We start from the raw sequence: 21,629 nt of genomic DNA, 5'->3' as shown, positions 1-21,629 counted from the left end.
CTGCGATTCAGTGTCGACGGTTCGTGGTTCTGTGTGCGTCAGTGTCGGCGTCAGGCGAAATGGGTGGCGTCGATGTGGCGGCGGACGAGCGGGCCGAAGGCCTCGACATCTCCGCGTTCGGCGAGGTCGGTGAGTTCGGCGTGTTCATCGAAGAGGGTTTCGAGTGAGCTCGGGCGGTCGATGATGACCTGGTAGGTCAGGCGCGCGAGGCGAGGGCCCATGGTCGTGAGCATCTCGTCGATGACGGCGTTGCCGCCGCTGCGGATGATGCGGGCGTGGAAGCTGTAGTCGGCGCTGGCGAAGCCGAGGGTATCGCCGGCCTCGACTGCCTGCTTCTGCTGGTCGAGGAGGACGCGCAGGTCGGCGGCGACGGGTTCGAGTCCGTCGTCAGTTGTCAGTGACTGGACGGCGTCGACTTCGAACATCGCGCGCACGGCCAGGAGGTCGCGGCGTTCGGCGCTGGTCACCGTGGTGACGATCGCGCCCTTCTTCGGGACCAGGCGGACGAGGCGCCAGCGTTCGAGCTGGAGCATCGCCTCTCGGGCGGGAGTGCGGCTGGCCTGCAGCGCCTCGGCGAGCTCGGCCTCGGTGAGCAGGGTACCGGGCTCGAAGCGGCGCTCGATGATCTCGCGGGCGGCCCAGGCGGCCATCCGTGCAGCGATCGGCGAACTGTCATCGATGTGGTCCCACGGGAGCGTCAGCATGTCGTTCACACCCCGACGATAACAGATGCATGCATTGATAGATGCATCAGTCTTTCGGAGTCCCAATTACTACCCGACGGCGGCCCAGATACCTGGCGCGAGGTATCTGGGCCGCCGTCGGGTAGCAATAGAGGGGGAGGCGCGCTCGCCTCCACGCCGAGGTCGACCGGTGGCTCATGAGTCGCTTTGACATTCAGCCTTGCCGACTCTCCTTGCCGAAGCCGGATTTGTCGAGGAGGCCGCGGGCAACCGCCCCGTAGTGATCCAGATGCTCTTCCGTCCGCGTGATGGGGCCGGCGATGGTGATGGCTGCCGAGAGCATGGAGTCGATGAAGACGCCCACCGCCACAGCGGCGACATCCGCAACCGTCTCGCCTCGGTTGTACGCGATTCCAGACCGTCGGATCTGCAGCAGCTCGGCTTCGAGCCGGGTTCGTGTGGAAGGGTCATAGGAATCGAACAGTTCGCTGTCACCTGGCCTCGGCGACAGCGCGAAGAACAGCTTGCCCGACGAAGTTGGTAGAAGGGGGCGCCTTACCTTCAGCCTGGGCACGTAACAGACCTCGTAGTCCGCTTCCAGACTATGCACGTAGACAACGGAGTCACCGACTCTTACGGCCACGGTGACCGTTTCACCCGTCCGAGCAGAGATTTCTGCCAGTACATCCTCAATGAGTAGGACGACCGAGTTCTCCGCCGGGCCCAAAACATGAGCGACTCCCGGCCCAAGGACGTAGCCGTCGTCACCCTCGAGCAGATAACCTTCGGCGCAAAGCCCTCGCACGAACCCGTGCACACTAGATTTGGGAGCGTCGAGCTCCCGGGCGAGCGCGGCCAGACCGACAGCGTCCTCACCTGAGCGGGCCACCACTTCGAGGATTCTCACGATCCGCGTCACGGTCCGATGTGTCGAGGTCATGCCCTTACTTCTACCAGGGAGGGCCGAGCTTGCCAATTGCCACACCCAGTTACTACCGTGCCCCTCATGTCGCAGGAGCGAGGCCGATAAGCTCGAGGATCTCGGCGCGATCGGCATCGAGTCGGGAGGTCGCGCGGACGTCGGGTCTGGGGTGATCGCTGAAGGTCACCGGCGACCCCACGTGGAGATATTCCCCCTCCGTATCATGCCGCTCACGGGTGAGCATGTCAGAGGCTCCGAGGTACGGGTCGGCCGGAATCTCGTCGATGCGCACCACCCTCTGCACCGGGATCGAGTATCTCCGGCACTCTTCCTCGATCTGTGCGCAGGTTCTGGCAGCGGCATAGTCGGCGAGCACCGACTCGTACATCCGAGGATTGCTAGTCCTGGCCTGGTTGCTGTGCAGATCAGGATGATCGAGATAGTCGGGCCGGCCGATGAGCTCACAGAAGTCCGCCCAGTTCCTGTCTGTGTAGGGCATTACGCAGATGTGTCCGTCGAGGGCCGGGTGGGGCCGATGCTCGGGGGCCAGCACCCGTGACCAGCCGACATCACCGCGCGGAGGCGAATAGGTCTGCCCGCCGAGATGTTCGACGAGGGTGAATGCCGACATCGTCTCGACCATGGGCACGTCGACCCAGGTCCCCTCACCAGAGGCGCTAGTGGTGTAGAGGGCGGCCAGAACTGCTTGGGCCATCGTCATTCCGCACACCTTATCCGCCACCACATAGGGCGAGTAGGCGGGGCTGCCGTCCCGCAGCCGATAGGTGTCGGCAAGACCGGAACCTGCCTGAATGATGTCGTCGTAGGCGGGGGCGTCGGCACGATCGGAGCGGGAGGAGAAGCCCTGGGCCGTGCACAGGATCGCCCGGGGGTTGAGCCGGTGCACCGTTTCCCAATCGAGTCCGTAGCGGGCCCGTCGACGGGGCAGGAGATTGGTGATGATGACATCCGACCATGCGATGAGCCCCTCGAGGACGGGACGGTCCCTCGCCGCTGCCGCATCGACGATGATGCTGCGCTTGCTGGCGTTGAGGTTCATCGCCAGCACACTAGCCCCTTCGGCTCCCCCGAGCCCGATCCTGCGTCCGATGTCTCCGCCCGGCTGCTCGGCCTTGATCACGTCGGCTCCGAGATCGGCGAGGATCTTACCCGCGTAAGGTGCCATGATGACTGTCCCGAGCTCGAGCACCCGGAGGCCGGCGAGTGCCGGCGCGGATGCTGCCGGGGCAGCTGGGGATGACGGGGCAGCCGGGGATGACGGAATTCCGTTCACTTGCTCATTCCTCATTTCACGCTCGACGTCATAATCAATGCAAGGTCGGGGAACACGAAGACCAGAGCAGTCACGATGAGCATCGCGATGATGAACGGCACCGAACCGAGAAAGACCGTCTCGACCCGAATGTTCGCCGCTCGGGCCACGACGAACGCATTCAGACCCAGGGGCGGAGTGATGAGTCCGATCTCGGCGAGGAGTATCACGATGACGCCGAACCATATCGGGTCGAAGCCCAGTGCCTCGACCACCGGAAGGGTGACGGGAACCGTGAGCGCGATGATCGCCATCTGATCCATGAAGAAGCCGAGCACGAGATAGATGAAGGCGAAGATGATCACGATGACGATCGCGGGCACCGGCAGGCTCTGGACGAAGTCGATCACGAGCGGCGTCACCCTGGTCTGCGTCAGGAAGATGCCGAAGACGTGCGCGGCGAAGACGATCGAGAGGATCATCGCACTGCTCGAGACAGTGCCCACCACAGCCGCTCTCAGATTCGCCCAGGTGACGGACCTCGTCCACAGCATGAGCAGTAATCCCCCGAGACAGCCCAGCGCGGCCGCCTCGGTGGCGGTGGCTATTCCGAGGAACACAGTGCCGACGACGAGCAGGAAGAGGAAGATGATCGGCAGCAGGCCTGAGACGGCCCTGAGTTTCGCCGTCCACGGTGTTGCCGGGGTCGCCGGAGCATGTCCCCGAAGTCCCATCACCCACACTGTCAGTGCCAGTCCGATGCTCATGAGGACTCCCGGAATCACCCCGGCCAGCAGCGTCTTGCCGACACTGGTCTCAGCGGTGATGGCATAGAAGACCAGAAGGATGGAGGGCGGGATCATCGCCGCCAGGGTTCCAGCGCTGGCGACCGTTCCGCTGGCGAGCTGTCTGCTGTATCCCTGCTTTTGCATCGTCTCGGTCGACGTGTGAGCCAGAGTGGCGGCCGCCGCTGTCGAGGACCCCGAGACGGCCGCGAACCCGGCCCCGGCCAGAACCGCGGCGATGCCGGTCCCGCCTCGGACTCGTCCGATGATGGTGCTCGCCGAGGTGAACAGTGACGCGAGGACGCCGCTCTTGAGCACGAGGTGGGCCATGAAGATGAACAGCGGGATCGCTGCCAGGGAGTTGCTGCCGATCGAGTTCATCGGAATGACTTCGACGACTCCGATGAGATTGCGGAGGCCGCCGACCCACAGGAGGCCGGTGCCTGCTGCTCCGAGGATGGCGAAGGGGATCGGAACTCGGATGAGGATGAGGACGAGCAGGATGATGCTCACGAACGCTGCGATCATGACTGGTCACCGCCGTCGTCGATGTTTTCCGCGGTGGCGGCGATGAGTGCCTCTTCGTCCCCTTCGGTGTCTTCCAGTGCCCCGTCCTCGATCACAGCGCGACGGCTGTCGAGAAGGGCGACCAGGAAGAGGGCGGCGGCACCTACGGGCTGGCTCAGTTCCCAGATCCAGCTCGGGATGGGGACTTCGCTCGATCCGGGCGGGGGCGCGTCTCCCAGGACGAAGGAATCGACAACGGTGACCATGCCTCCCCACACCAGCGCGGCGGCGGTGACGAGCAGGAGGAGATGTCCGATGATACGGGAGGTCATCTGCCAGGGGGCCGGCAGCCGGTCGTAGACGATCTCGGCGCTCACATGCCCCGCGGTCACGTACAGCCAGGGCAGGGCGAGGAAGACGGACATCGGCATGAGGATCCGCTCGACCGCGCTGATGTTCCACCCCAGAGGATCGGTGAAGACATAGCGCATGACCGCCTCGGCGAGCATGATCACGGCCATGGCGACGACCGCCGCTCCTGCCAGAGTCACGCTTGCGCGTTTGATTCCGATGATGAGAGCGTTCTCAGGCCTGCGGGAGGATCCGCTCATTTCGATACTCCTTCGTATCGCGCCAGGTTGTCCTCGTAGGTGCGGAGGACCTCGGTGCCCGGCTTCCCGATCGAATCCATGTTCTTCGCCCACTGCTTCCGGACCGGGCCCAGCTTCTCGTCGAACTCGGCCTTTCCCTCAGCATCGGGAGTGTTGAATACGACTCCGCTTTTCTCGATGGTGTCGATCGCTGCGGGAGTGTCGGTGTTCACGGCCGCGCAGAGGCTCTTCTGAGCATCCTTGCCAGCTCGTTCGATCCTGTTCTGAATCTGCGGACTCAGGCCATCCCATGTGTCCTCACTGATCACATAGGGGATCGCGAAGGCGCCGATATTCAGACCCGTCGTCGAGTGGCCGAGCACCTCCTGCAGCTTGTAGGGCAGCACACTGATGAAGGGGAAGGCGACACCGTCAACGGTCTTGCGCGACAGCGCTTCATAGGCGTCGGAGGCCGGCATGCTCACTGCCGCGGCACCCAGGGCATCGAGCGTGGCATCGAGTGCCCCGCCCGAGGTCCTGATGTTGAGTCCGTGCAGATCCTCAGGCGAGTTGATCGTACGGCTGACGGTGAGGATCTCGTAGCTGGGCAGCACTGAGACCCACAGCGGCCGCAGCCCGCGAGGTTCGTACTCCTGCTCATAGAGGATCCCGCCGGGCGACATCATGTCGAACAGTGCCCGTGCACCGGTGCAGGAGTCTTCGACCATACCGGGCAGATCGGACACGCTGGACAACGGAAGCTGGTCGGCCAGATACGCGGGAGACGCCGGGGTGATGTCGAGCACTCCGGAACGGTTGAGCGAAACCAGATCCCGAGGGGTTCCCATCTGACCGGCAGGATAGTAGTCGAAGGACACAGAATCGCCGGATGTCTCAGAGAGTTCGTCCATGAACACCTTCACACCCGATTCGGCGAAGATGTGGGTCGGCGCGTAGCTGTCAGCCAGGCTCAGCTGATCGCCGCCGCCATCGGGTGTGGCCGAACACGCTGACAGTCCGAGCAGGGTCAACGCGAGCGCGACAGATGTCATCGATGCGGCCAAGCGGCCAGGGCGTACAGGCATTACACCTCCATTGGTATATGCGAATGATTGTACGTAAACACGAATAGTCTAGCGGAGGGTCGAGGTGTGTCAATACCCCCGAGTCGCGTCGCGCAGGCAACAGGCACAGGTGTGCACCGAAAGCAACGGCCCCGCACTCAGGGCCCTGCGCGGACGCACTGTCAGCGGGTATCGCGACTCAACAGACGCCGGTAAGCGCCAGATGCGCCCGCAGATGCCTGCGCATCACCTCTCCAGCCCGAGGGCCATTCCGGTCCTGGAGTGCGGAGAGGACCACCTCGTGCGCCCGAACCAGTTCACGCAGCTGCGTCTCACCCAGGGTCTCCGGGTCGTCCGTGAGCGCCTCGATGGGATCGATGAGGCCACTGAGAATCGCCGCCAGAGCGGCATTGCCGCTGCCGTAGGCGATTCTGAGATGAAATCGTGCGTTCGCCGCTAAGAAGCGCTTACGGTCAACCGGATTGCCAACGCCGCGCATCGAGGAGACCATTTCGGACTGGATATCCGAGAGTTCTACGAGACCGCCCTCTCCCATGCGATCAGCGGCCAGTTCGGCGCACATTGGTTCGATGGCCAGGCGAGTCTCCATAAGGTCCGGCCCGGAGATCCCCCCGGCCCCGACGACCAGTCTCAGCGAACTGGCCACCGCTTCCTCAGTCGGCATCGACACGAAGCTGCCTCCCGCTCGACCAACTCGACGCGAGATAAGCCCAGAGGCTTCCAAGGCCTGTAGTCCGGCCCGGATGGTGGTCCGACTCAACCCGTGGCGCTGGGCAAGTTCGCGCTCGGACTCGAGTCGGGATCCGTCCGAGAGCTCACCGGCAAGAATCCTCGAGCGCACTGCAGTGACGAAACGGGCGGTCTCGGTGGTGTCCAATGAGCTCCCCTGGCGCTAGGCGATGACGTACGATACATTCTATATTGGTATTACCATTAATTGCGTTCGAAGGAGACGAGTATGACGGATTTCGCGCTGACCGAGGACCAGCTCATGATTCGAGAGGCTGCCGAGGAGATAGTCCGTCATTTCGGCGACGAATACTGGGCGGCGAAGGATGCCGACCACGAGTTCCCGATCGAGTTCTATGATCTCCTCGCGCAGAAAGGGTGGCTGGGCCTGACGACGCCCACGGAGTTCGGCGGGCACGGCCTGGGAATCACCGAGGCGACTCTGCTTCTCGAAGCCGTCGCGGCAGCCGGGGGCGCGATGAATGCGGCCAGCGCGATCCACATGACGATTTTCGGCCTCCACCCCGTCATTAAGCACGGCAGCGATGAACTCAAGAAGGACAACCTTCCGCAGATCGCACAAGGGAATATCCACGTCTGTTTCGGCGTAACGGAGCCAGACGCCGGACTCGACACCACACGAGTGACGACCTTCGCCCAGCGCCGAGGCGATGAATACATCGTCAACGGCCGCAAGGTGTGGATCTCCAAAGCGATGGAATCCGACAAGATCCTGCTGCTGGCGAGAACGACTAAGCGTGAAGATGTCGAACGCCCGACAGACGGGCTGACGCTCTTCTTCACCGACCTCGATCGGGAACGTGTGAAGATCACTCCGATCCGGAAGATCGGCCGCAATGCCGTGACCTCGAACGAACTCGTCATTGAGGGTCTGGTGATCCCTGAAGCCCATCGGGTCGGCGAAGAGGGAAAGGGCTTCACGTACCTCCTCGACGGGTTGAATCCCGAGCGAATGCTTATTGCCGCTGAAGCATTGGGAATCGGCCGGGCCGCCCTGGCCAAGGCAGTGACGTACGCCAATGAGAGGGTGGTCTTCGACAGGCCGATCGGAATGAATCAGGGTCTGCAGTTCCCCTTGGCGGATTCCCTTGCCAAGCTCGACGCCGCCGAGCTTGCACTCCGCAAAGCCACCTGGACCTATGACAACGGTCTGCCCAGTGGCCGAGAAGCGAACACCGCGAAGTACCTGTGTGCCGAAGCGGGTGTCGATGCCGCGGACAGAGCAGTCCAGGTACACGGGGGAATGGGGTACTCCGAGGAGTACCACGTCGGTCGGTACCTGCGGGAAGTACGTTTGATGAAGATCGCGCCAGTAAGCCAGGAGATGGTTCTCAACTACCTCGGGACAAAGGTCCTCGGACTCCCTCGCAGCTATTGACTTGACTGCAGCATTCGGGCTCTTTCACTGTCCTCAGCTAAGCCTCAAATCGTTGACCGACAGCGGAGAGCCCGACATCGCAAGTAACCGATGAAATTCGGGAACCTGCTTTTCCTCGTCGTCACCTCGAAAAAGCACACTGACGGCACAAACCACACCGGTGCCGGTTGTGATTTGTGACGTCGAAATGATTTTAGTGCCGTCTTCGGGTCTAGTTAACTTTGCACGATCTCGGTCGGGAGGAGGTGGCGGAGGACGTCCGTGACGGTGACGACCGCGTGGCTGCCGTCGGTGCGTGCGACCAAGGCGAGCTGAGTACCCTCGGCCCGCATCGCCGAGAACGCAGCGACGACCGTCATCGACCCCGACAACACCGTGACGGGGCGGGCCGCCTCGGCGAGACCATCCCCCTCCGACAGACCGAGCACGTCACGGACGTGGACGACCTGATCAGGAACGACACCCGCCTCGGTGCGCACAAGGATCCGCCGGTGGCGGGTCTGGCGTGCGGCCTCACGCACCTGACCGGCCGTCGCACCCGGTCCGATGACGACCGGTTCCCCACGACCTGCGACGAGCTCGTCAAGGCTGATCCGGGAGAGTTCGAGCGCCCCGAGCAGCGCATCCGAGGACTCCTGTTCGAGCGTGCCCACCTGCGCCGAATGTCGCAGCAGCTGCCGCAGATCCTCCGAGGTGTGCCCCTGATCAACCTCGTCGACGGGCTGGACCCCGACGAGGCGCAGACACGCGTTCGCTGCGGAGTTGAGCACGTGCAGCAGCGGTCGGGTGAGGACCATGAACGCCCGCATCGGCAGCGCGAGCATGATCGCCGAACGCTCCGGATGGGCCACGGCCCATGACTTCGGCGCCATCTCACCGACGACGAGGTGGAGGAAGGTCACGATGATGAGCGCGAGGACGAACCCGGTGAGGTCGGCGATCCACAGCGGAAGTCCGACCGCCTCGGCGAGCGGGGTGATCCAGTGGTGGACCGCCGGTTTCGTGATCGCGCCGAGCGCGAGCGTGCACGCCGTGATGCCCAGCTGGGAGCCGGCGAGGAGGACCGAGAGTTCGGTCGAGCTGCGCAGTGCCGCCCTGGCCGAGCGGCTGTTCGCCGCTTCGTCCTCGAGCCGGTGGCGTTTGGCGGCGATGAGCGCGAATTCGACGGCGACGAAGAAGGCGCTGAGTCCGATGATGGCGACGGTGACGGCGATGATGACCCATAGATTGCTCATCGGTCCACCTCGATTCCGATCCGCAGCCGTGAGGGCACGTGCGAGTCCACTTCGACCACCTCGGCGAGGAGTTTCGCGGGGCTCGGCGGTTCGGCGTCAGCGAGCTCGGCGGGGTCGATCGGCAGGACGATGACGATGCGATCGCCGACCTCCGGGAAGCCCTTCGCGTGCTCGATGACCAGCCCGGACAGGGTCTGCGCCGAGGTGGCCGGCAGTTCGCGCTGGAGGGTGCGGGCCACCTCGTCGAGGGGGATGGATCCCGGCGTCGACCAGGTCCCATCGCCGATGTCGGCGATGGCTTCGACGTCGGTGTCGTGCTCGTCGACGATGTCGCCGACGAGCTCCTCGCCGAGGTCCTCCATCGTCACGATGCCCGCGAAGCCGCCGTATTCGTCGACGACGCAGGCCATCTGAGCGCGGTGCTCGATGAGCGTGGCCACTGCGTCCGGCAGGGGCAGGGAGGCGGGAACGAACACCGGATCGGCCAGCAGGTCACGAAGGGCGGGGCGGATGTCGATCGCCGAGGCGGTCCTGCCCTTCGTCAGGGCAGCAGGCTCGGAGGGTGCGTCGGCTGTCGGGGCCGCGAGCACGTCGAGGAGGTCGATCGTGCCGATCACCGCTCCCTCGGCGTCGAGGACGGGATAGCGGGAGTGGCCGGTGGCCATGAGCGCCTGAACCTCGGCGAGGCTCATATCCTCGGTGACGACGTCGACCCGTGAGCGCGGTACGGTGGCGTGCTCGACGGTCTGCTGCGGGAAGTCGAGGATCCGGTCGAGGATGAGCGAATCCTCGTCGACGAGGTCGCCGCTCTCCCGGGATTCGGCGACGATGTGTTTGAGGTCGCGGCGGGTCGCGGCGTGATCGACGTCGTGGACCGGTTCGATGCCGAGGATGCGCAGCAGGGCGTTGGAGGCCTTGTCGAAGACCGTGATGAGCCAGCCGAAGAGCAGCAGGTAGATCGATGTCGAGCGCGCGAGCCAGGTGGCGAGCGCCTCGGGGCGGGCGATCGCGAGGTTCTTCGGGAACAGCTCGCCGAAGAGCATCTGGATGAGCGTCGAGACCAGCAACGCGAGCACGGTGCCGATGAGGATGCCGGTGCCCTGTGGGATCGGTGTGCCGCCGAGCGCTTCGCCGACGGCCGTACCGATGAGCGGCTCGGCGACGTAGCCGACGAGGAGGCCGGTGACGGTGATGCCGAGCTGAGCGCCCGAGAGCATGAAGGAGGTGCGGCGGGTGATTGCCAGGGCCCGGTCGGCGGAGCGGTCACCGGCGACCGAGCGCGCGCCGAGGCGGGAGCGGTCGACGGCCATGTACGCGAATTCCTGCGCCACGAAGTAGCCGGTGGCCACGGTGATGAGGAGGACGACGAGCAGTCCGATGAGGAGCGAGAGCAGCCAGGTCAACGGCGACCACCTGCTCGCAGGCTCTGGGCCTGCTCGAGACGGGCTCGCATATTCAGTGCTCGCGACGCGTCGATCCGCGCGGTATGAAGTTGGTCAGAGGTGCTGAAAGTGATGTCCCAGCCGGGACTTCGATAGTCGTCCATGGTCCTTCCGAAAGTGATCATGCGGGCGGCTGATCACGATTATTCCGGTCCAACCTGACAAGAACCTGTGCCACTCCCCCTATTTGCTACGTGACGGCGGCCCAGATACCTGGCGCCAGGTATCTGGGCCGCCGTCGGGTAGCAATTACGGGGTCGTAGCTCCTGCCCCGAATTGCGGCACCGACACCGGCACCGACACCGACACCGAGGCGGCTAAGACCAGGGTGGATGCCCGCCTCACCAGCTCCGGCAGGTTCTCCGGGAAATACGTGATGTCCTCCGATTCGAGGTCGTCTGCGCTCCACCACTGCCACGTCGTCATCGCTGTCCGCTCGAGATCCGTCCAGTTCGAGTCGGTCAGATTCGTGCGCGTCGTTCTCGCCGCGAAGAAGTGTTCGATCTGATGCTGAGGGTCGCCGTGGTTGAGGAAGTCGAATTCGCGGCGGTGAAACGGTCCGACGAGGTCAAGTCCTGACAGCCCCGTCTCCTCGGCCAGTTCCCGTTCAGCGGTCTCACGCAGGGTTTCGTTCTCATCGCGGCCTCCGCCGACGGTGAACCAGAAACGAATGATGTCCTCGGTGTCGGAGAGGTCTCTGCCCTCGAAGAGCAGCACACGCGATTCGGAATCGAGCAGGACGATGCGGACGGCGACTCGTGTGGGGTTGGGCATGTCGCCCACCCTACGGGGTGAAACGGTAGCCCATGCCCATCTGCGTGTGCAGGTACTGCGGTCGGGCCGGATCGGCTTCGAGTTTCTGCCGCAGCTGCGACATGTAGACCCGCAGGTAACCGCGCTCCCCGGCGTACTCAGGACCCCACACCTCGGTGAGCAGGGTCGTCGCATCGACGAGCGCACCACGATGCTTGGCGAAGACGCCGAGCATGTTCCATTCGATCGGTGTGAGATGCACCTCGGCGCCTTCGACCGTGAGTACGTGGGCGGCGAGGTCGATGACGACCCGACCGTCACCGGTGCGCACAACACTCGAATCGGCCGCCGCCCCGGACCGCCGCTCGATCGCGCGCAGGCGGGCGAGGACTTCTCCGAGCGAGAACGGCTTCGTCACGTAGTCATCGGCCCCGGCGTCGAGAGCGGCGATCTTTCCGTGCGCATCATGACGGGCGGAGATGACGACGATGGGCACCTGGCTCCACTTGCGTACCTGAGAGATGAGCTCGATCCCGTCGACGTCGGGCAGCCCGAGGTCGAGGAGGATCACGTCGACGACCGCCTCGGCGAGCGCCTCATTCATCTGCCGCCCGCTGCCCACGATCGTCACACCGTGGCCCTTGCCGCGCAGCCCCACGCTCACGGCACGGGCGATGTCGGAGTCGTCTTCGACGATGAGCACGTGCTTCACAGCGCCTCGTCCTTCCTCGTCGCCTCGGGTTCTACCGACGGTTGCGGTTCCGTCCCCGCCGGCTCCGTCGATTTCGTTCCCGACGCTGACCGTACTCCGTTGTCCCCACCTCGGCGCGGAATCGTCAGCACCGCGGTGAATCCGCCGCCCGGCGTCGGCTCGGCGCTCAGCTCGATGTCCATCGCCCGGCACAGACCCAGCGCGACCGCCATGCCCAGCCCGAGTCCCTTCGTATTGGACTCATCGAGCCTGGTGAACGGAGTGAAGATTGACTCGAGTGCCTCCTCAGCCACACCGGGACCGGAGTCGGCGACGCGGAGGTGGACCGCCTCGGCGCCGGTGGAGGCATCGATGATGATCGGGGCGCCCTCACCGTACTTGACGGAGTTCTCAATGATGTTGACCAGCACGCGCTCGACGAGCCCGGCATCGACGTCGATCCATGTTTCGGGGTCGATGTCGACGGTGATCCTCGGCTGCGAATCGTGTCCGCCGTCGCCGCCTGGTGCGGTCCTCTGCGCCTGCCCGCCGTCGCCATTGATCGCGATCCGCTCCGAGTCCCCGCCCCCGTCGTCCGTCCCGGATCCCTGCGACTGACCCCCGTCGATCTCATCCAGCGCCGAGGCGACGACATCGGCCACGAGCACCGGCGCTGTCGAGATCGCCACTGCCCCGGACTGGATGCGACTCATGTCGAGGAGGTTGTCGATGAGCTTCTCGAGGCGCTGAGCCCCGTGCTCGATGGTCTCGAGCATGAGCCGCTGATCGGCGTCCGAGAGCTCGATCTCGTCGAGCAGCAACGTCGACGTCGCCGTGGTGATCGCGCCCAGCGGCGTGCGCAGGTCGTGGGAGACCGCGGTGAGCAGGGCGGTGCGAACGGCGTTGCCGGCCGAGAGTTCCCTGGCCTCGGTGCGGCTGCGCTGCAGGGCCGATTCCGTGAGCACCCGCAGCAGCCGGCCGGCGTAGGCGTCGAGGATTCGCTGTTCTCCCGCGCTGAGTGGCCGACCGCTCAGCGCCAGTGAGGTGTCCTCGTCGAGGTCGATGACCTCGCTCGCTTCGGCCCGTGACCTGATCGGCTCCCCCGCCGAGGCGGCCGCCACGTCCCCGTCGCCCGCGCGGTCTGAGGTGCCGGAACCGCCTGCGCTGCCCGCACCATTCCCGCGGACGAAGAGGGTGACCCCGTCGAGAGCGAAGCTCGTGCGGATGCCCGCGACCATCGCCTCGGGGCTGTCCCCCTCGGCGATCATCGATCCGGCCAACTCACTGAGCACACCCGCCTCGTGTTCTGCGGCCTGAGCCTGCCTGGAACGGCGGGCCGCCTGGTCGACGACGGTGGCCACGGCCACGGCGACCGCGACGAAGATGACGAGCGCGAGGATGTTCTCGAACTGCCTCACCGACAGCGAATTCACCGGATGGGTGAAGAAGAAGTTGATGAGCCCAGCCCCGAACACGGCAGTCATCACCGCCGGCCACAGCCCGCCGATGAGGGCGACGAGCACGACGACGGTGATGTAGGCGAGGAAGTTCATACTCAGCGAGGTCGACCCTGGGCCGAGCCCGACGAATAAGGCAGTGAGCAGGAGCGGGGCGAGCGCACCGACGATCCAGCCGAGGATGCGGCGGAGACGAGAGAGCGGATTCTCGCGGGCGCGTTCCCGGTCGAGTCGCCAGAACCGGGCGGCCTGGGCATGGGTGACCATGTGCACATCGATGTCGGCGGCCGCACTGATGACGCGGTTGGCCACGCCGGGGCCGAACATGCGGCGGTACCACGGGGTGCGTGAGACTCCGAGGACGATCTGCGAGGCGTTGAGGGTGCGGGCGAACTCGATGAGGGCCTTGGCCACATCGTCACCGACCACGGTGTGCCACACGGCGTGGTTCGCCTCGGCGAGTTCGCGTGCCCCGATCAGGTGCGGGGCACCGGAGCGACGGGTGCCGTCGGGTTCGATGACGTGGACGACGTGGAGTTCGCGCCCGGCAACTCGGCCGGCGATGCGCAGTCCGCGGCGGATGAGCGTCGTCGATTCCGGTCCGCCGGTGACGGCGACGAGGATCCGGTCGCGGGCGGCCCAGGTGGCGCGGATGCCCTTCTCGTCGCGGTACTTCTCGAGACCTTCGTCGACCCGGTCGGCCAGCCACAGCAAGGCGAGTTCGCGCAGCGCGGTGAGGTTGCCGAGCCGGAAGTAGTTCGACATCGCGGCGTCGACCTTCTCCGCTGCATAGATCCGGCCGTCGACCAGCCGGGTGCGCAGGGCGGCGGGGCTGATGTCGATGAGTTCGACCTCGTCGGCGGCGCGGAGGAACGGGTCGGGCACGCGTTCGGCCTGGTTGCGGCCGATGATTGCCCCGACGACGTCGCCGAGGGATTCGAGGTGCTGGATGTTCACCGTCGTGAACACGTCGATGCCGGCAGCGAGGATGGCCTCGACGTCCTCCCACCGTTTCGTGCGGGGTGGGGTGGGCGTGGTTCCGTCGCCGAGGTGGGGCTCCGTCCCGCCGGCACCGCCGACCACCGCGTCGCTCGGCACAGGGCCCGGCACATTCGTATGGGCGAGCTCGTCGATGATGACGAGTTCGGGCGCCCGCGCAAGCACTGCCTCGGTGTCGAGTTCAAGAAACGTCCGACCGCGGTAGTCGACCGGGCGGCGGGCGATGGTCTCGAATCCCTCGGCGAGTGATCGGGTGAAGGCGCGGCCGTGGTCCTCGACGATCCCGATGACGACGTCGCGGCCGTTTCCTGCCGCAGCAGCCGCGGCTTCGAGCATGGCGACGGTCTTGCCGACCCCGGGCGCGTAGCCGAGGAAGACCGTGAGCGTACCTCGCCGAGGTGAGTCCATCAGCGCCCGCCGGCCGAAACTGCCGAAGCGGTGCCCGCAGGTGCCGAATACGTCGGAGCCGAGGCGTCCGTCTCCACGTGCGCGCCCGAACCGTTCGCGAGGTCATTGTTGAGGGTGACGACGTTGACCTGAGGCTCACCGATGAAGCCGAGCAGCGGGTTCTGCGTGTTCGCCTGAACCATAGCGGTCACGTCCTTCCTGCTCAGTCCCGTCTCCCGCGCGACGCGAGGGATCTGGAGTCGAGCATACTCAGGGCTGATGTCCGGATCGAGGCCCGACGCGGAGGCTGTCAGTGCATCCGCAGGAATGCTCGCCGGGTCGACGTGCTCGCGGGTCGCGATCTGGGAGCGGCGGTCGGAGATCTGTCTGAGGAGTTCGGGGCTGTTCGCCGCGAGGTTCGACGCCCCGGAGGCGAGTCCGTCATAGTCGCCGGCCGAGGGTCGGGGGAAGAACCAATCGTCCCCGCTCACGGGTTGGGCGAGATGGGCGTTGCCGACGACTTCGCCGGCGCTGTTGCGGATCGACGCGTCCTGGGCGGGCATGAGGCGACCGATCGCGACCATCGCCAACGGGTAGGCGAGGCCGAGGACGAGCGTGAGCACGAGAAGCATTCGTGCCCCGGTGAGGAGCTGGCGACCGAAGATGGGGAGCATAATGAAGGTCCTTTCAGAGTGGTCAGAGTCAACGACGAGGTCAGACGGGAGCTCAGAGCAGCCAACGGCTCACAGCAGCGGCGCGATGACGAGGTCGATGAGTTTGATGCCGATGAACGGGACGATGAGCCCGCCGAGGCCGAAGACGAGCAGGTTCATCCGCAGCAGCGAAGAGGCCGTCCGTGCCCGGAATCGCACCCCGCGCAGCGCCACCGGGATGAGGGCGACGATGATGAGGGCGTTGAAGATCACCGCGGACAGGATCGCCGAGGCGGGGCTGTGCAGGCCCATGATGTTGAGCGCCCCGAGCCCCGGGAACGCGAGCAGGAACATCGCCGGGATGATCGCGAAGTACTTCGCGACATCGTTGGCGATCGAGAACGTCGTCAGCGCCCCGCGCGTGATGAGCAGCTGCTTGCCGATTGCGACGATGTCGATGAGCTTCGTCGGATCCGAATCGAGGTCGACGAGGTTGCCGGCTTCCTTCGCCGCGGTCGTGCCCGTGTTCATCGCGACTCCGACGTCGGCCTGCGCGAGCGCGGGTGCGTCGTTCGTCCCGTCCCCGGTCATAGCGACCATCCGACCGCCTGACTGTTCGGACTTGATGAGGGCGAGTTTGTCCTCGGGCGTGGCCTCGGAGAGGAAGTCATCGACCCCGGCCTCCCGGGCGATCGCGCGCGCCGTGAGCTCGTTGTCGCCGGTGATCATCACCGTCCGGATCCCCATCTCGCGCAGGGTCGCGAAGCGCTCGGCCATGCCCGTTTTGACGATGTCGCGGAGGTCGATGACCCCGAGCACCCGTGCGGTAGATGCGTTTGCCTCGGCGACGAGGAGGGCCGTGCCTCCCCCCGTGTTGATGCGTTCGACCTCGGCCGTGGCGGCCTCGGGGATCTCGGCCCCGCGGTCGCGGGCCCACGCAATGACCTCCTTCGCCGCTCCCTTGACGACGGTGCGACGCTGCGTTTCTATGCCTTCGGCCAACCCCACCGTGGCGGATGACGACGCACTCGCACCAGCGCTTCCAGCCACCTCGGCGATGGTCGATCGTTCACCCGCGGATCGATGTGCGCTCACCTCGGCGGGGGACGTCACCTCTTCCTTTCCAGTGACCTCCCCACCGGACGGCAGGACGATCCCCGACAGGCGGGTGGTCGCCGAGAACGGGATGAATTCGGCCTCGGGGTAGGCCTCGAGGCCGGCGGCGTCGATGCGGAACTCCGCCTCGGCGAGGGTGACGACGGACCTGCCCTCGGGGGTGTCATCGGCCAACGAGGACAGCCGGGCCGCCTCGGCGATCTGCTCCGGTGTCGTCGATCCCAGGGGAACGAAGTCGGTGGCCTGCCGGTCGCCCATCGTGATCGTGCCGGTCTTGTCGAGCAGCAGCGTCGACACGTCGCCGGCGGCCTCGACGGCGCGGCCGGACTTCGCGAGCACGTTCGCCGCGACGAGGCGGTCCATGCCGGCGATGCCGATCGCCGAGAGCAGCGCGCCGATCGTCGTCGGGATGAGGCAGACGAGGAGGGCGATGAGCACGGTCAGCGACTGCGGGGCGCCGGAGAATGCGGCGATCGGCGCGAGGCTGATCACCACGAGGATGAAGATGAGGGTGAGCACGGAGAGGAAGATGCCGAGAGCCACCTCGTTGGGGGTCTTCTGACGGTTCGCGCCCTCGACCATCGTGATCATCCGGTCGAGGAAGCTCTCTCCGGGGCTCGCGGTGACGGTCACCGTGATCGAGTCGGAGAGCACCTTCGTCCCACCCGTGACGGCGCAGCGGTCGCCGCCGGCCTCACGGATGACGGGCGCGGATTCGCCGGTGATGGCGGACTCGTCGACGGTGGCCGCGCCCTCGATGACGTCGCCGTCGCCGGGGATCGTCTCACCGGCGGTGACGAGCACCCGGTCCCCGGCCTGCAGCTGGGAGGCGGGCACGGTTTCGGTCTCCCCTCCCGGCAGCACACGGGTCGCGTCGACGCTCACCCGGCTGGCCCGCAGAGAGTCGGCCTGGGCCTTGCCGCGCCCTTCGGCGAGCGCTTCGGCGGTGTTGGCGAAGACGACGGTCAGCCACAGCCAGATGCTGATCGCCCAGGTGAAACGGGTCGGATCGGCGATCGCGAGGATGAGGGTGATGGTCGCGCCGATCTCGACGAGGAACATCACGGGGTTGCGCCAGGCGGTGCGCGGATCGAGCTTTTTGAGCCCGAGCAGGCTCGCCTGGAAGAGGGCGGGAGCGGTGATGGTTCTCATCTCACATGAGTCCTTCGTTGATCGGTCCCAGTGCGAGCACGGGGAGGAAGGTGAGGGCGCTGATGACGAAGCCGATGCCGACGACGACCCCGACGAACAGGGGCCGGTGGGTGGGCAGGGTGCCCGGGCTCGTTTCGGCGGGGGTCTGTTTCGCCAACGCTCCGGCGAGCGCGAGCACGGCGCCGATCGGCACGAGGCGGCCGAACAGCATGACGATCGCCAGGGCGATATTGAAGAATGGGGTGTTCGCGTTCAGGCCCGCGAACGCCGATCCGTTGTTGTTCGCCGCCGAGGTGAAGGCGTAGAGGATCTCGGACAGGGCGTGCGGGTTGAGCTGGGTGGCTTGGGCTGCGGTTTGGGCGGTTGCGTGGCCGGCGGATTGGATCGCCGAGGTGGTGTTGAGGACCGAGTCGAGCGTGCCCGGCCACAGCGTGGCCACCGCGGTGCCGATCAGGGCGAGCGCCGGAGAGACGAGGATGAAGGTGCTGGCCAGGGTGATCTCGGTCCGGCCGATGCGTTTGCCGAGGAATTCGGGCGTGCGGCCGACCATGAGTCCGCAGACGAAGACGGCGATGATCGCGACGATGAGCATGCCATAGAGGCCAGAGCCGACGCCGCCGGGGGCGATCTCGCCGATCATCATGTTGATCATGAGCACCGCTCCCCCGAGTCCCGAGTAGCTCGAGTGGGCCGAGTCGATTGCGCCCGTCGAGGTCAGCGTCGTGGCCACGGCGAAGAACGCCGAGGGGATGATGCCGAACCGGGTCTCGCGTCCTTCCATCGCAGCACCGGCTGCCTGAGAGGCCGGGCTGGTTGTCGTCGTTTCGAGGGCGATGACGGCGGCCAAGGAGAGGACGAAGAAGGTGGCCATGGCCGCGAGGATCGCCCATCCTTGTCTGCGGCTTCCGACCATGATGCCGAAGGTGCGCGGCAGTGCCGAGGGGATGAGGAGGATGAGGAAGATGTTCGCGAGGTTGACCAGTGCGCTCGGGGCCGAGAGCGGGTGGGCCGAGTTCGCGTTGAAGAAGCCGCCGCCATTTGTGCCGAGGTGTTTGATGACCTCCTGGCTGGCATCGGGCCCGCCGGGGATGGTCTGCACACCTCCGGTGACGGTGTGGACGACCTGGTCAGGGGTGAGGTTGTCGATGACGCCGAGGCCCATGTAGATGATTGCGAAGAGCACCGAGATCGGCAGCAGGATGCGCAGGGTCGAGCGGGCGAGGTCGACCCAGAAGTTGCCGATGAACAGGGAGTTCGAGCGCATGAGACCGCGGATGAGGGCGACGGCCACGGCGATGCCGACGGCCGCTGACACGAAGTTCTGCACCGCGAGTCCGGCCATCTGGGCGAGGAAGCCCATCGTCGTCTCACCCGAGTAGGACTGCCAGTTCGTGTTCGTGACGAACGAGACCGCGGTGTTGATCGCCTGGTCGACGGGCACACCCGCCTTGCCGTTCGACAGCGGCAGGAGATGTTGGAGGCGAAGCAGTCCGAAGAGGACGACGAGGGAGACGGCCGAGAACCCGAGGACCGAGAGGAAATAGGTCCGCCACCGCTGCTGCGAGGACGAGTCGACGCCGGTGAGACGGTAGAGGACGGATTCGGCGCGAGTGTCGGCCTCCGAGAGGAACACGCGGGCCATGTAGTTGCCGAGCGGAACATGGGCTGCGGCCAGAAGTGCGAGGACGAGGAGGATCTGCGTGATCCCGATGAACCAGCTCATGACCGGCCATCCGGGTTCGGGCGGCCGATCGGCCGCCTCGGTGATGTGGTGAGTGACATGCGTCCATCTCACCGCCGCAGGTGACACGGAGAGACGGATCTTAACGCGGTCTTCACACCTCCAAACACAACCCCAACACCCTATTTGCTACCTGACGGCGGCCCCGCACCCTCGCGCGAGGTTGCTGGGCCGCCGTCAGGTAGTAATAGGGGGAGGTCTATTCGACGAGTTTGCCCTCCTGGCTGATCTCGCCGGTGTGCATGAGTGCCTCGACCTCGGGGTCGACCGGCGGAATCGATTCGCGGACCACCCCAGTGCTCGGCGACCACACGAGGTTGACCTGCAGCTCGGGGTCCTGTTCCGGGTAGTCGCTGCGGTTGTGGCAACCACGGGTCTCCCGACGCTCGAGCGCACACTCGATGGTCGCCCGGGCCGCGAGCACCGAGGACTTGAGGTCGAAGGCGTGCGCGAGGTCGGAGAACCCGGCGATGTCGGGGTGGATGCCGACGAGTTCGAGTCGTGCCTCGATCGCCGCAAGCTTCTCCAGCCCGGCCTGCAGTCCGGCCTCGTCACGGACGACTCCGGCGTGCTCGGTCATGAGGTTGCGGACCTCGCGCTGCAGAGCCCGGACGTTCTCCGTTCCCTCGGACGACAGCAGATCATCGATCTCGGCCCGCGCCTCGGCGACGGCATCCCGACTCCGCACCTGCGCCCCCAGCCCGTCGGAGTACGCCACCGCCGACCGGCCGACGATGCGACCGAAGACGAGGAGTTCGATGAGCGAATTCCCGCCCAGCCGATTCGCCCCGTGCAGCCCCGATGAGGCCTCGCCGATGGCCCACAGCCCCTCGACGTCTGTGCTGTGGTCGACCGGGTCGACCCACACTCCGCCCATCGAGTAGTGCGCGGTTGGCGCGATCTCGATCGGTGAGCGCGTGATGTCGAGCATCTGGGTCTCCATGAGCGTGGCGAACACGCGCGGCAGCCGGTTCATGATCGTCTCCCGGGGCAGGTGGGAGACGTCGAGCCACACACCGCCGTTCTCCGTTCCACGCCCCTCGGCGATCTCGGTGTAGGCGGCCAAGGCCACCCGGTCGCGGGTCGACAGTTCCATGCGCTGCGGGTCGTAGCGTTCCATGAACCGCTCGCCCAGACCGTTGCGGAGGATGCCGCCCTCGCCGCGGGCCGCCTCGGAGACCAGGGTCCCGGCGGCGTTCTCGGGTTCGATGATGCCCGAGGGGTGGAACTGGACGAGCTCGGCATCGCGCAGTCGGGCGCCGGCCTCGACGGCCAGGCGGAAGGAGTCACCGGTGTTCTCGTCCCGGCGCGAGGAGGTGCGTCGCCAGATCCGGTTGTGTCCGCCGGCGGCGAGGATGACGGCGTCGGCGTGGATGCGGTAGCCGGTGCCGTCGATGACGTCGAAGCCGTAGGCGCCGAAGATGCGACCGTCGGCGACGAGCAGCTTCGTGATGTAGACGCGGTCGAGGATGGGGATGTTCAGGGCTTCGGCACGATGAATGAGGGTGCGCTGGATCTCGAGCCCGGTGTAGTCGCCGGCGAAAGCGGTGCGACGCCAGGTGTGGGCGCCGAAGAAGCGCTGTGAGATCCGACCGTCGTCCTCCTTCGCGAAGTCCATTCCATATCGCTCCAGGTCGGCGATGCCTTCGGCTGCTCCCTGGGTGACGATCTCGACGGTGCGGGGGTTGGCGAGGTCATAGGATTCCTTGATCGTGTCGGCCGCGTGCTGCTGCCACGTGTCCTCGGGGTCGACGGTGGCCAGGGCCGCGTTGATTCCGCCGGCCGCGAGCGAGGTGTGCGCGTCTTCCTTGGGCCGCTTGCCCACGGCGAGGACGTCGGCTCCGGCTTCGGCGACTTCGATCGCGGCACGCAGCCCCGACCCTCCGGTTCCGATGACGAGCACCGAGGTGGAGATCGAGTGTTCTTTCCGGCGGGTTCCGCCCTGTGTGGTGTTCATGAATTCTACGTTAGGTTTGCCTTCTCCATACGTCCAATGCATTGTTTAAGTTAAGTCGATAGCGATATGCTAT

The 21,629-nt window shown here is 65.8% G+C and carries 17 protein-coding genes; 1 reads left to right on the top strand and 16 read right to left on the bottom strand.

Annotated features, from left to right (window positions below; translation table 11 throughout):
* Positions 1–50: 50 nt before the first annotated feature.
* The 7 genes from HK401_RS18700 to HK401_RS18670 all read right to left on the bottom strand — a co-directional run bounded on the left by HK401_RS18700 (position 51) and on the right by HK401_RS18670 (position 6,722).
* Positions 51–704 (bottom strand): GntR family transcriptional regulator, encoded by a 654-nt coding sequence (locus HK401_RS18700; RefSeq protein WP_258234341.1) that lies wholly within the window; start codon positions 702–704, stop codon positions 51–53.
* A gap of 193 nt (positions 705–897) precedes the next feature.
* Positions 898–1,623 (bottom strand): IclR family transcriptional regulator, encoded by a 726-nt coding sequence (locus HK401_RS18695; RefSeq protein WP_181276162.1) that lies wholly within the window; start codon positions 1,621–1,623, stop codon positions 898–900.
* A 64-nt stretch (positions 1,624–1,687) separates the two neighbouring features.
* Positions 1,688–2,914 carry a CaiB/BaiF CoA transferase family protein gene (locus HK401_RS18690; protein ID WP_181276161.1) on the bottom strand — a complete coding sequence of 409 codons (1,227 nt, stop codon included), beginning with the start codon at positions 2,912–2,914 and terminating at the stop codon, positions 1,688–1,690.
* Positions 2,911–4,191, bottom strand: coding sequence for a TRAP transporter large permease (locus tag HK401_RS18685; RefSeq protein WP_181276160.1), 1,281 nt, complete (start codon positions 4,189–4,191; stop codon positions 2,911–2,913). The genes HK401_RS18690 and HK401_RS18685 overlap by 4 nt, the downstream gene beginning before the upstream one ends.
* Complete coding sequence (locus HK401_RS18680; protein WP_181276159.1) at positions 4,188–4,781, bottom strand: TRAP transporter small permease; 594 nt, start codon at positions 4,779–4,781, stop codon at positions 4,188–4,190. Before HK401_RS18680 ends, HK401_RS18685 begins: the two co-directional genes overlap by 4 nt.
* A complete protein-coding gene (locus HK401_RS18675) occupies positions 4,778–5,845 on the bottom strand; it encodes a TRAP transporter substrate-binding protein (protein ID WP_258234330.1) in 1,068 nt (355 codons plus the stop codon). The genes HK401_RS18680 and HK401_RS18675 overlap by 4 nt, the downstream gene beginning before the upstream one ends.
* A 178-nt stretch (positions 5,846–6,023) precedes the next feature.
* Positions 6,024–6,722 (bottom strand): FadR/GntR family transcriptional regulator, encoded by a 699-nt coding sequence (locus HK401_RS18670; RefSeq protein WP_181276158.1) that lies wholly within the window; start codon positions 6,720–6,722, stop codon positions 6,024–6,026.
* Positions 6,723–6,803: 81 nt separating this feature from the next.
* Here HK401_RS18670 and HK401_RS18665 point away from each other — a divergent pair, with 81 nt between their 5' ends.
* Positions 6,804–7,973, top strand: coding sequence for an acyl-CoA dehydrogenase family protein (locus HK401_RS18665; RefSeq protein ID WP_181276157.1), 1,170 nt, complete (start codon positions 6,804–6,806; stop codon positions 7,971–7,973).
* A gap of 215 nt (positions 7,974–8,188) precedes the next feature.
* Here HK401_RS18665 and HK401_RS18660 read toward each other — a convergent pair whose 3' ends face one another.
* The 9 genes from HK401_RS18660 to HK401_RS18620 all read right to left on the bottom strand — a co-directional run bounded on the left by HK401_RS18660 (position 8,189) and on the right by HK401_RS18620 (position 21,556).
* Entirely contained in the window at positions 8,189–9,208 is a 1,020-nt protein-coding gene (locus tag HK401_RS18660) for a CNNM domain-containing protein (RefSeq protein WP_181276156.1), read from the bottom strand.
* The gene (locus HK401_RS18655; protein ID WP_181276155.1) at positions 9,205–10,611 is read right to left on the bottom strand and encodes a hemolysin family protein; all 1,407 of its coding nucleotides are present in this window, start codon (positions 10,609–10,611) and stop codon (positions 9,205–9,207) included. The genes HK401_RS18660 and HK401_RS18655 overlap by 4 nt, the downstream gene beginning before the upstream one ends.
* Before the next feature lie 288 nt (positions 10,612–10,899).
* Positions 10,900–11,424 carry an NUDIX hydrolase gene (locus HK401_RS18650; protein ID WP_181276154.1) on the bottom strand — a complete coding sequence of 175 codons (525 nt, stop codon included), beginning with the start codon at positions 11,422–11,424 and terminating at the stop codon, positions 10,900–10,902.
* 10 nt (positions 11,425–11,434) lie between these two features.
* Complete coding sequence (locus HK401_RS18645; protein WP_181276153.1) at positions 11,435–12,115, bottom strand: response regulator; 681 nt, start codon at positions 12,113–12,115, stop codon at positions 11,435–11,437.
* Positions 12,112–14,958 carry a DUF4118 domain-containing protein gene (locus HK401_RS18640; protein WP_181276152.1) on the bottom strand — a complete coding sequence of 949 codons (2,847 nt, stop codon included), beginning with the start codon at positions 14,956–14,958 and terminating at the stop codon, positions 12,112–12,114. Before HK401_RS18640 ends, HK401_RS18645 begins: the two co-directional genes overlap by 4 nt.
* Positions 14,958–15,611: a potassium-transporting ATPase subunit C gene (locus HK401_RS18635; RefSeq protein WP_181276151.1), complete on the bottom strand. Its 654-nt coding sequence runs from the start codon at positions 15,609–15,611 to the stop codon at positions 14,958–14,960. Before HK401_RS18635 ends, HK401_RS18640 begins: the two co-directional genes overlap by 1 nt.
* A 69-nt stretch (positions 15,612–15,680) precedes the next feature.
* A complete protein-coding gene (kdpB, locus tag HK401_RS18630; RefSeq protein WP_181276150.1) occupies positions 15,681–17,858 on the bottom strand; it encodes a potassium-transporting ATPase subunit KdpB in 2,178 nt (725 codons plus the stop codon).
* A 1-nt stretch (position 17,859) separates the two neighbouring features.
* Complete coding sequence (gene kdpA / locus HK401_RS18625) at positions 17,860–19,581, bottom strand: potassium-transporting ATPase subunit KdpA (protein ID WP_181276208.1); 1,722 nt, start codon at positions 19,579–19,581, stop codon at positions 17,860–17,862.
* Positions 19,582–19,798: 217 nt separating this feature from the next.
* Positions 19,799–21,556: an L-aspartate oxidase gene (locus HK401_RS18620; RefSeq protein WP_181276149.1), complete on the bottom strand. Its 1,758-nt coding sequence runs from the start codon at positions 21,554–21,556 to the stop codon at positions 19,799–19,801.
* Positions 21,557–21,629 lie beyond the last annotated feature (73 nt).

This window comes from Brevibacterium oceani (genome assembly GCF_013623835.1).
GTDB lineage: Bacteria > Actinomycetota > Actinomycetes > Actinomycetales > Brevibacteriaceae > Brevibacterium > Brevibacterium oceani.
The sequence above is the reverse complement of the archived record's forward strand: the minus strand, read 5'-3'. Positions and strand labels throughout refer to the sequence as shown.

Excerpts from the sequence above, each read along its gene's own strand:
- HK401_RS18700 (WP_258234341.1), bottom strand. The coding sequence starts at position 704 with ATGCTGACGCTCCCGTGGGACCACATCGATGACAGTTCGCCGATCGCT.
- HK401_RS18695 (WP_181276162.1), bottom strand. The coding sequence starts at position 1,623 with ATGACCTCGACACATCGGACCGTGACGCGGATCGTGAGAATCCTCGAA.
- HK401_RS18690 (WP_181276161.1), bottom strand. The coding sequence starts at position 2,914 with ATGAGGAATGAGCAAGTGAACGGAATTCCGTCATCCCCGGCTGCCCCG.
- HK401_RS18685 (WP_181276160.1), bottom strand. The coding sequence starts at position 4,191 with ATGATCGCAGCGTTCGTGAGCATCATCCTGCTCGTCCTCATCCTCATC.
- HK401_RS18680 (WP_181276159.1), bottom strand. The coding sequence starts at position 4,781 with ATGAGCGGATCCTCCCGCAGGCCTGAGAACGCTCTCATCATCGGAATC.
- HK401_RS18675 (WP_258234330.1), bottom strand. The coding sequence starts at position 5,845 with ATGCCTGTACGCCCTGGCCGCTTGGCCGCATCGATGACATCTGTCGCG.
- HK401_RS18665 (WP_181276157.1), top strand. The coding sequence starts at position 6,804 with ATGACGGATTTCGCGCTGACCGAGGACCAGCTCATGATTCGAGAGGCT.
- HK401_RS18660 (WP_181276156.1), bottom strand. The coding sequence starts at position 9,208 with ATGAGCAATCTATGGGTCATCATCGCCGTCACCGTCGCCATCATCGGA.
- HK401_RS18650 (WP_181276154.1), bottom strand. The coding sequence starts at position 11,424 with ATGCCCAACCCCACACGAGTCGCCGTCCGCATCGTCCTGCTCGATTCC.
- HK401_RS18640 (WP_181276152.1), bottom strand. The coding sequence starts at position 14,958 with ATGGACTCACCTCGGCGAGGTACGCTCACGGTCTTCCTCGGCTACGCG.
- HK401_RS18635 (WP_181276151.1), bottom strand. The coding sequence starts at position 15,611 with ATGCTCCCCATCTTCGGTCGCCAGCTCCTCACCGGGGCACGAATGCTT.
- kdpB (WP_181276150.1), bottom strand. The coding sequence starts at position 17,858 with ATGAGAACCATCACCGCTCCCGCCCTCTTCCAGGCGAGCCTGCTCGGG.
- kdpA (WP_181276208.1), bottom strand. The coding sequence starts at position 19,581 with ATGAGCTGGTTCATCGGGATCACGCAGATCCTCCTCGTCCTCGCACTT.
- HK401_RS18620 (WP_181276149.1), bottom strand. The coding sequence starts at position 21,556 with ATGAACACCACACAGGGCGGAACCCGCCGGAAAGAACACTCGATCTCC.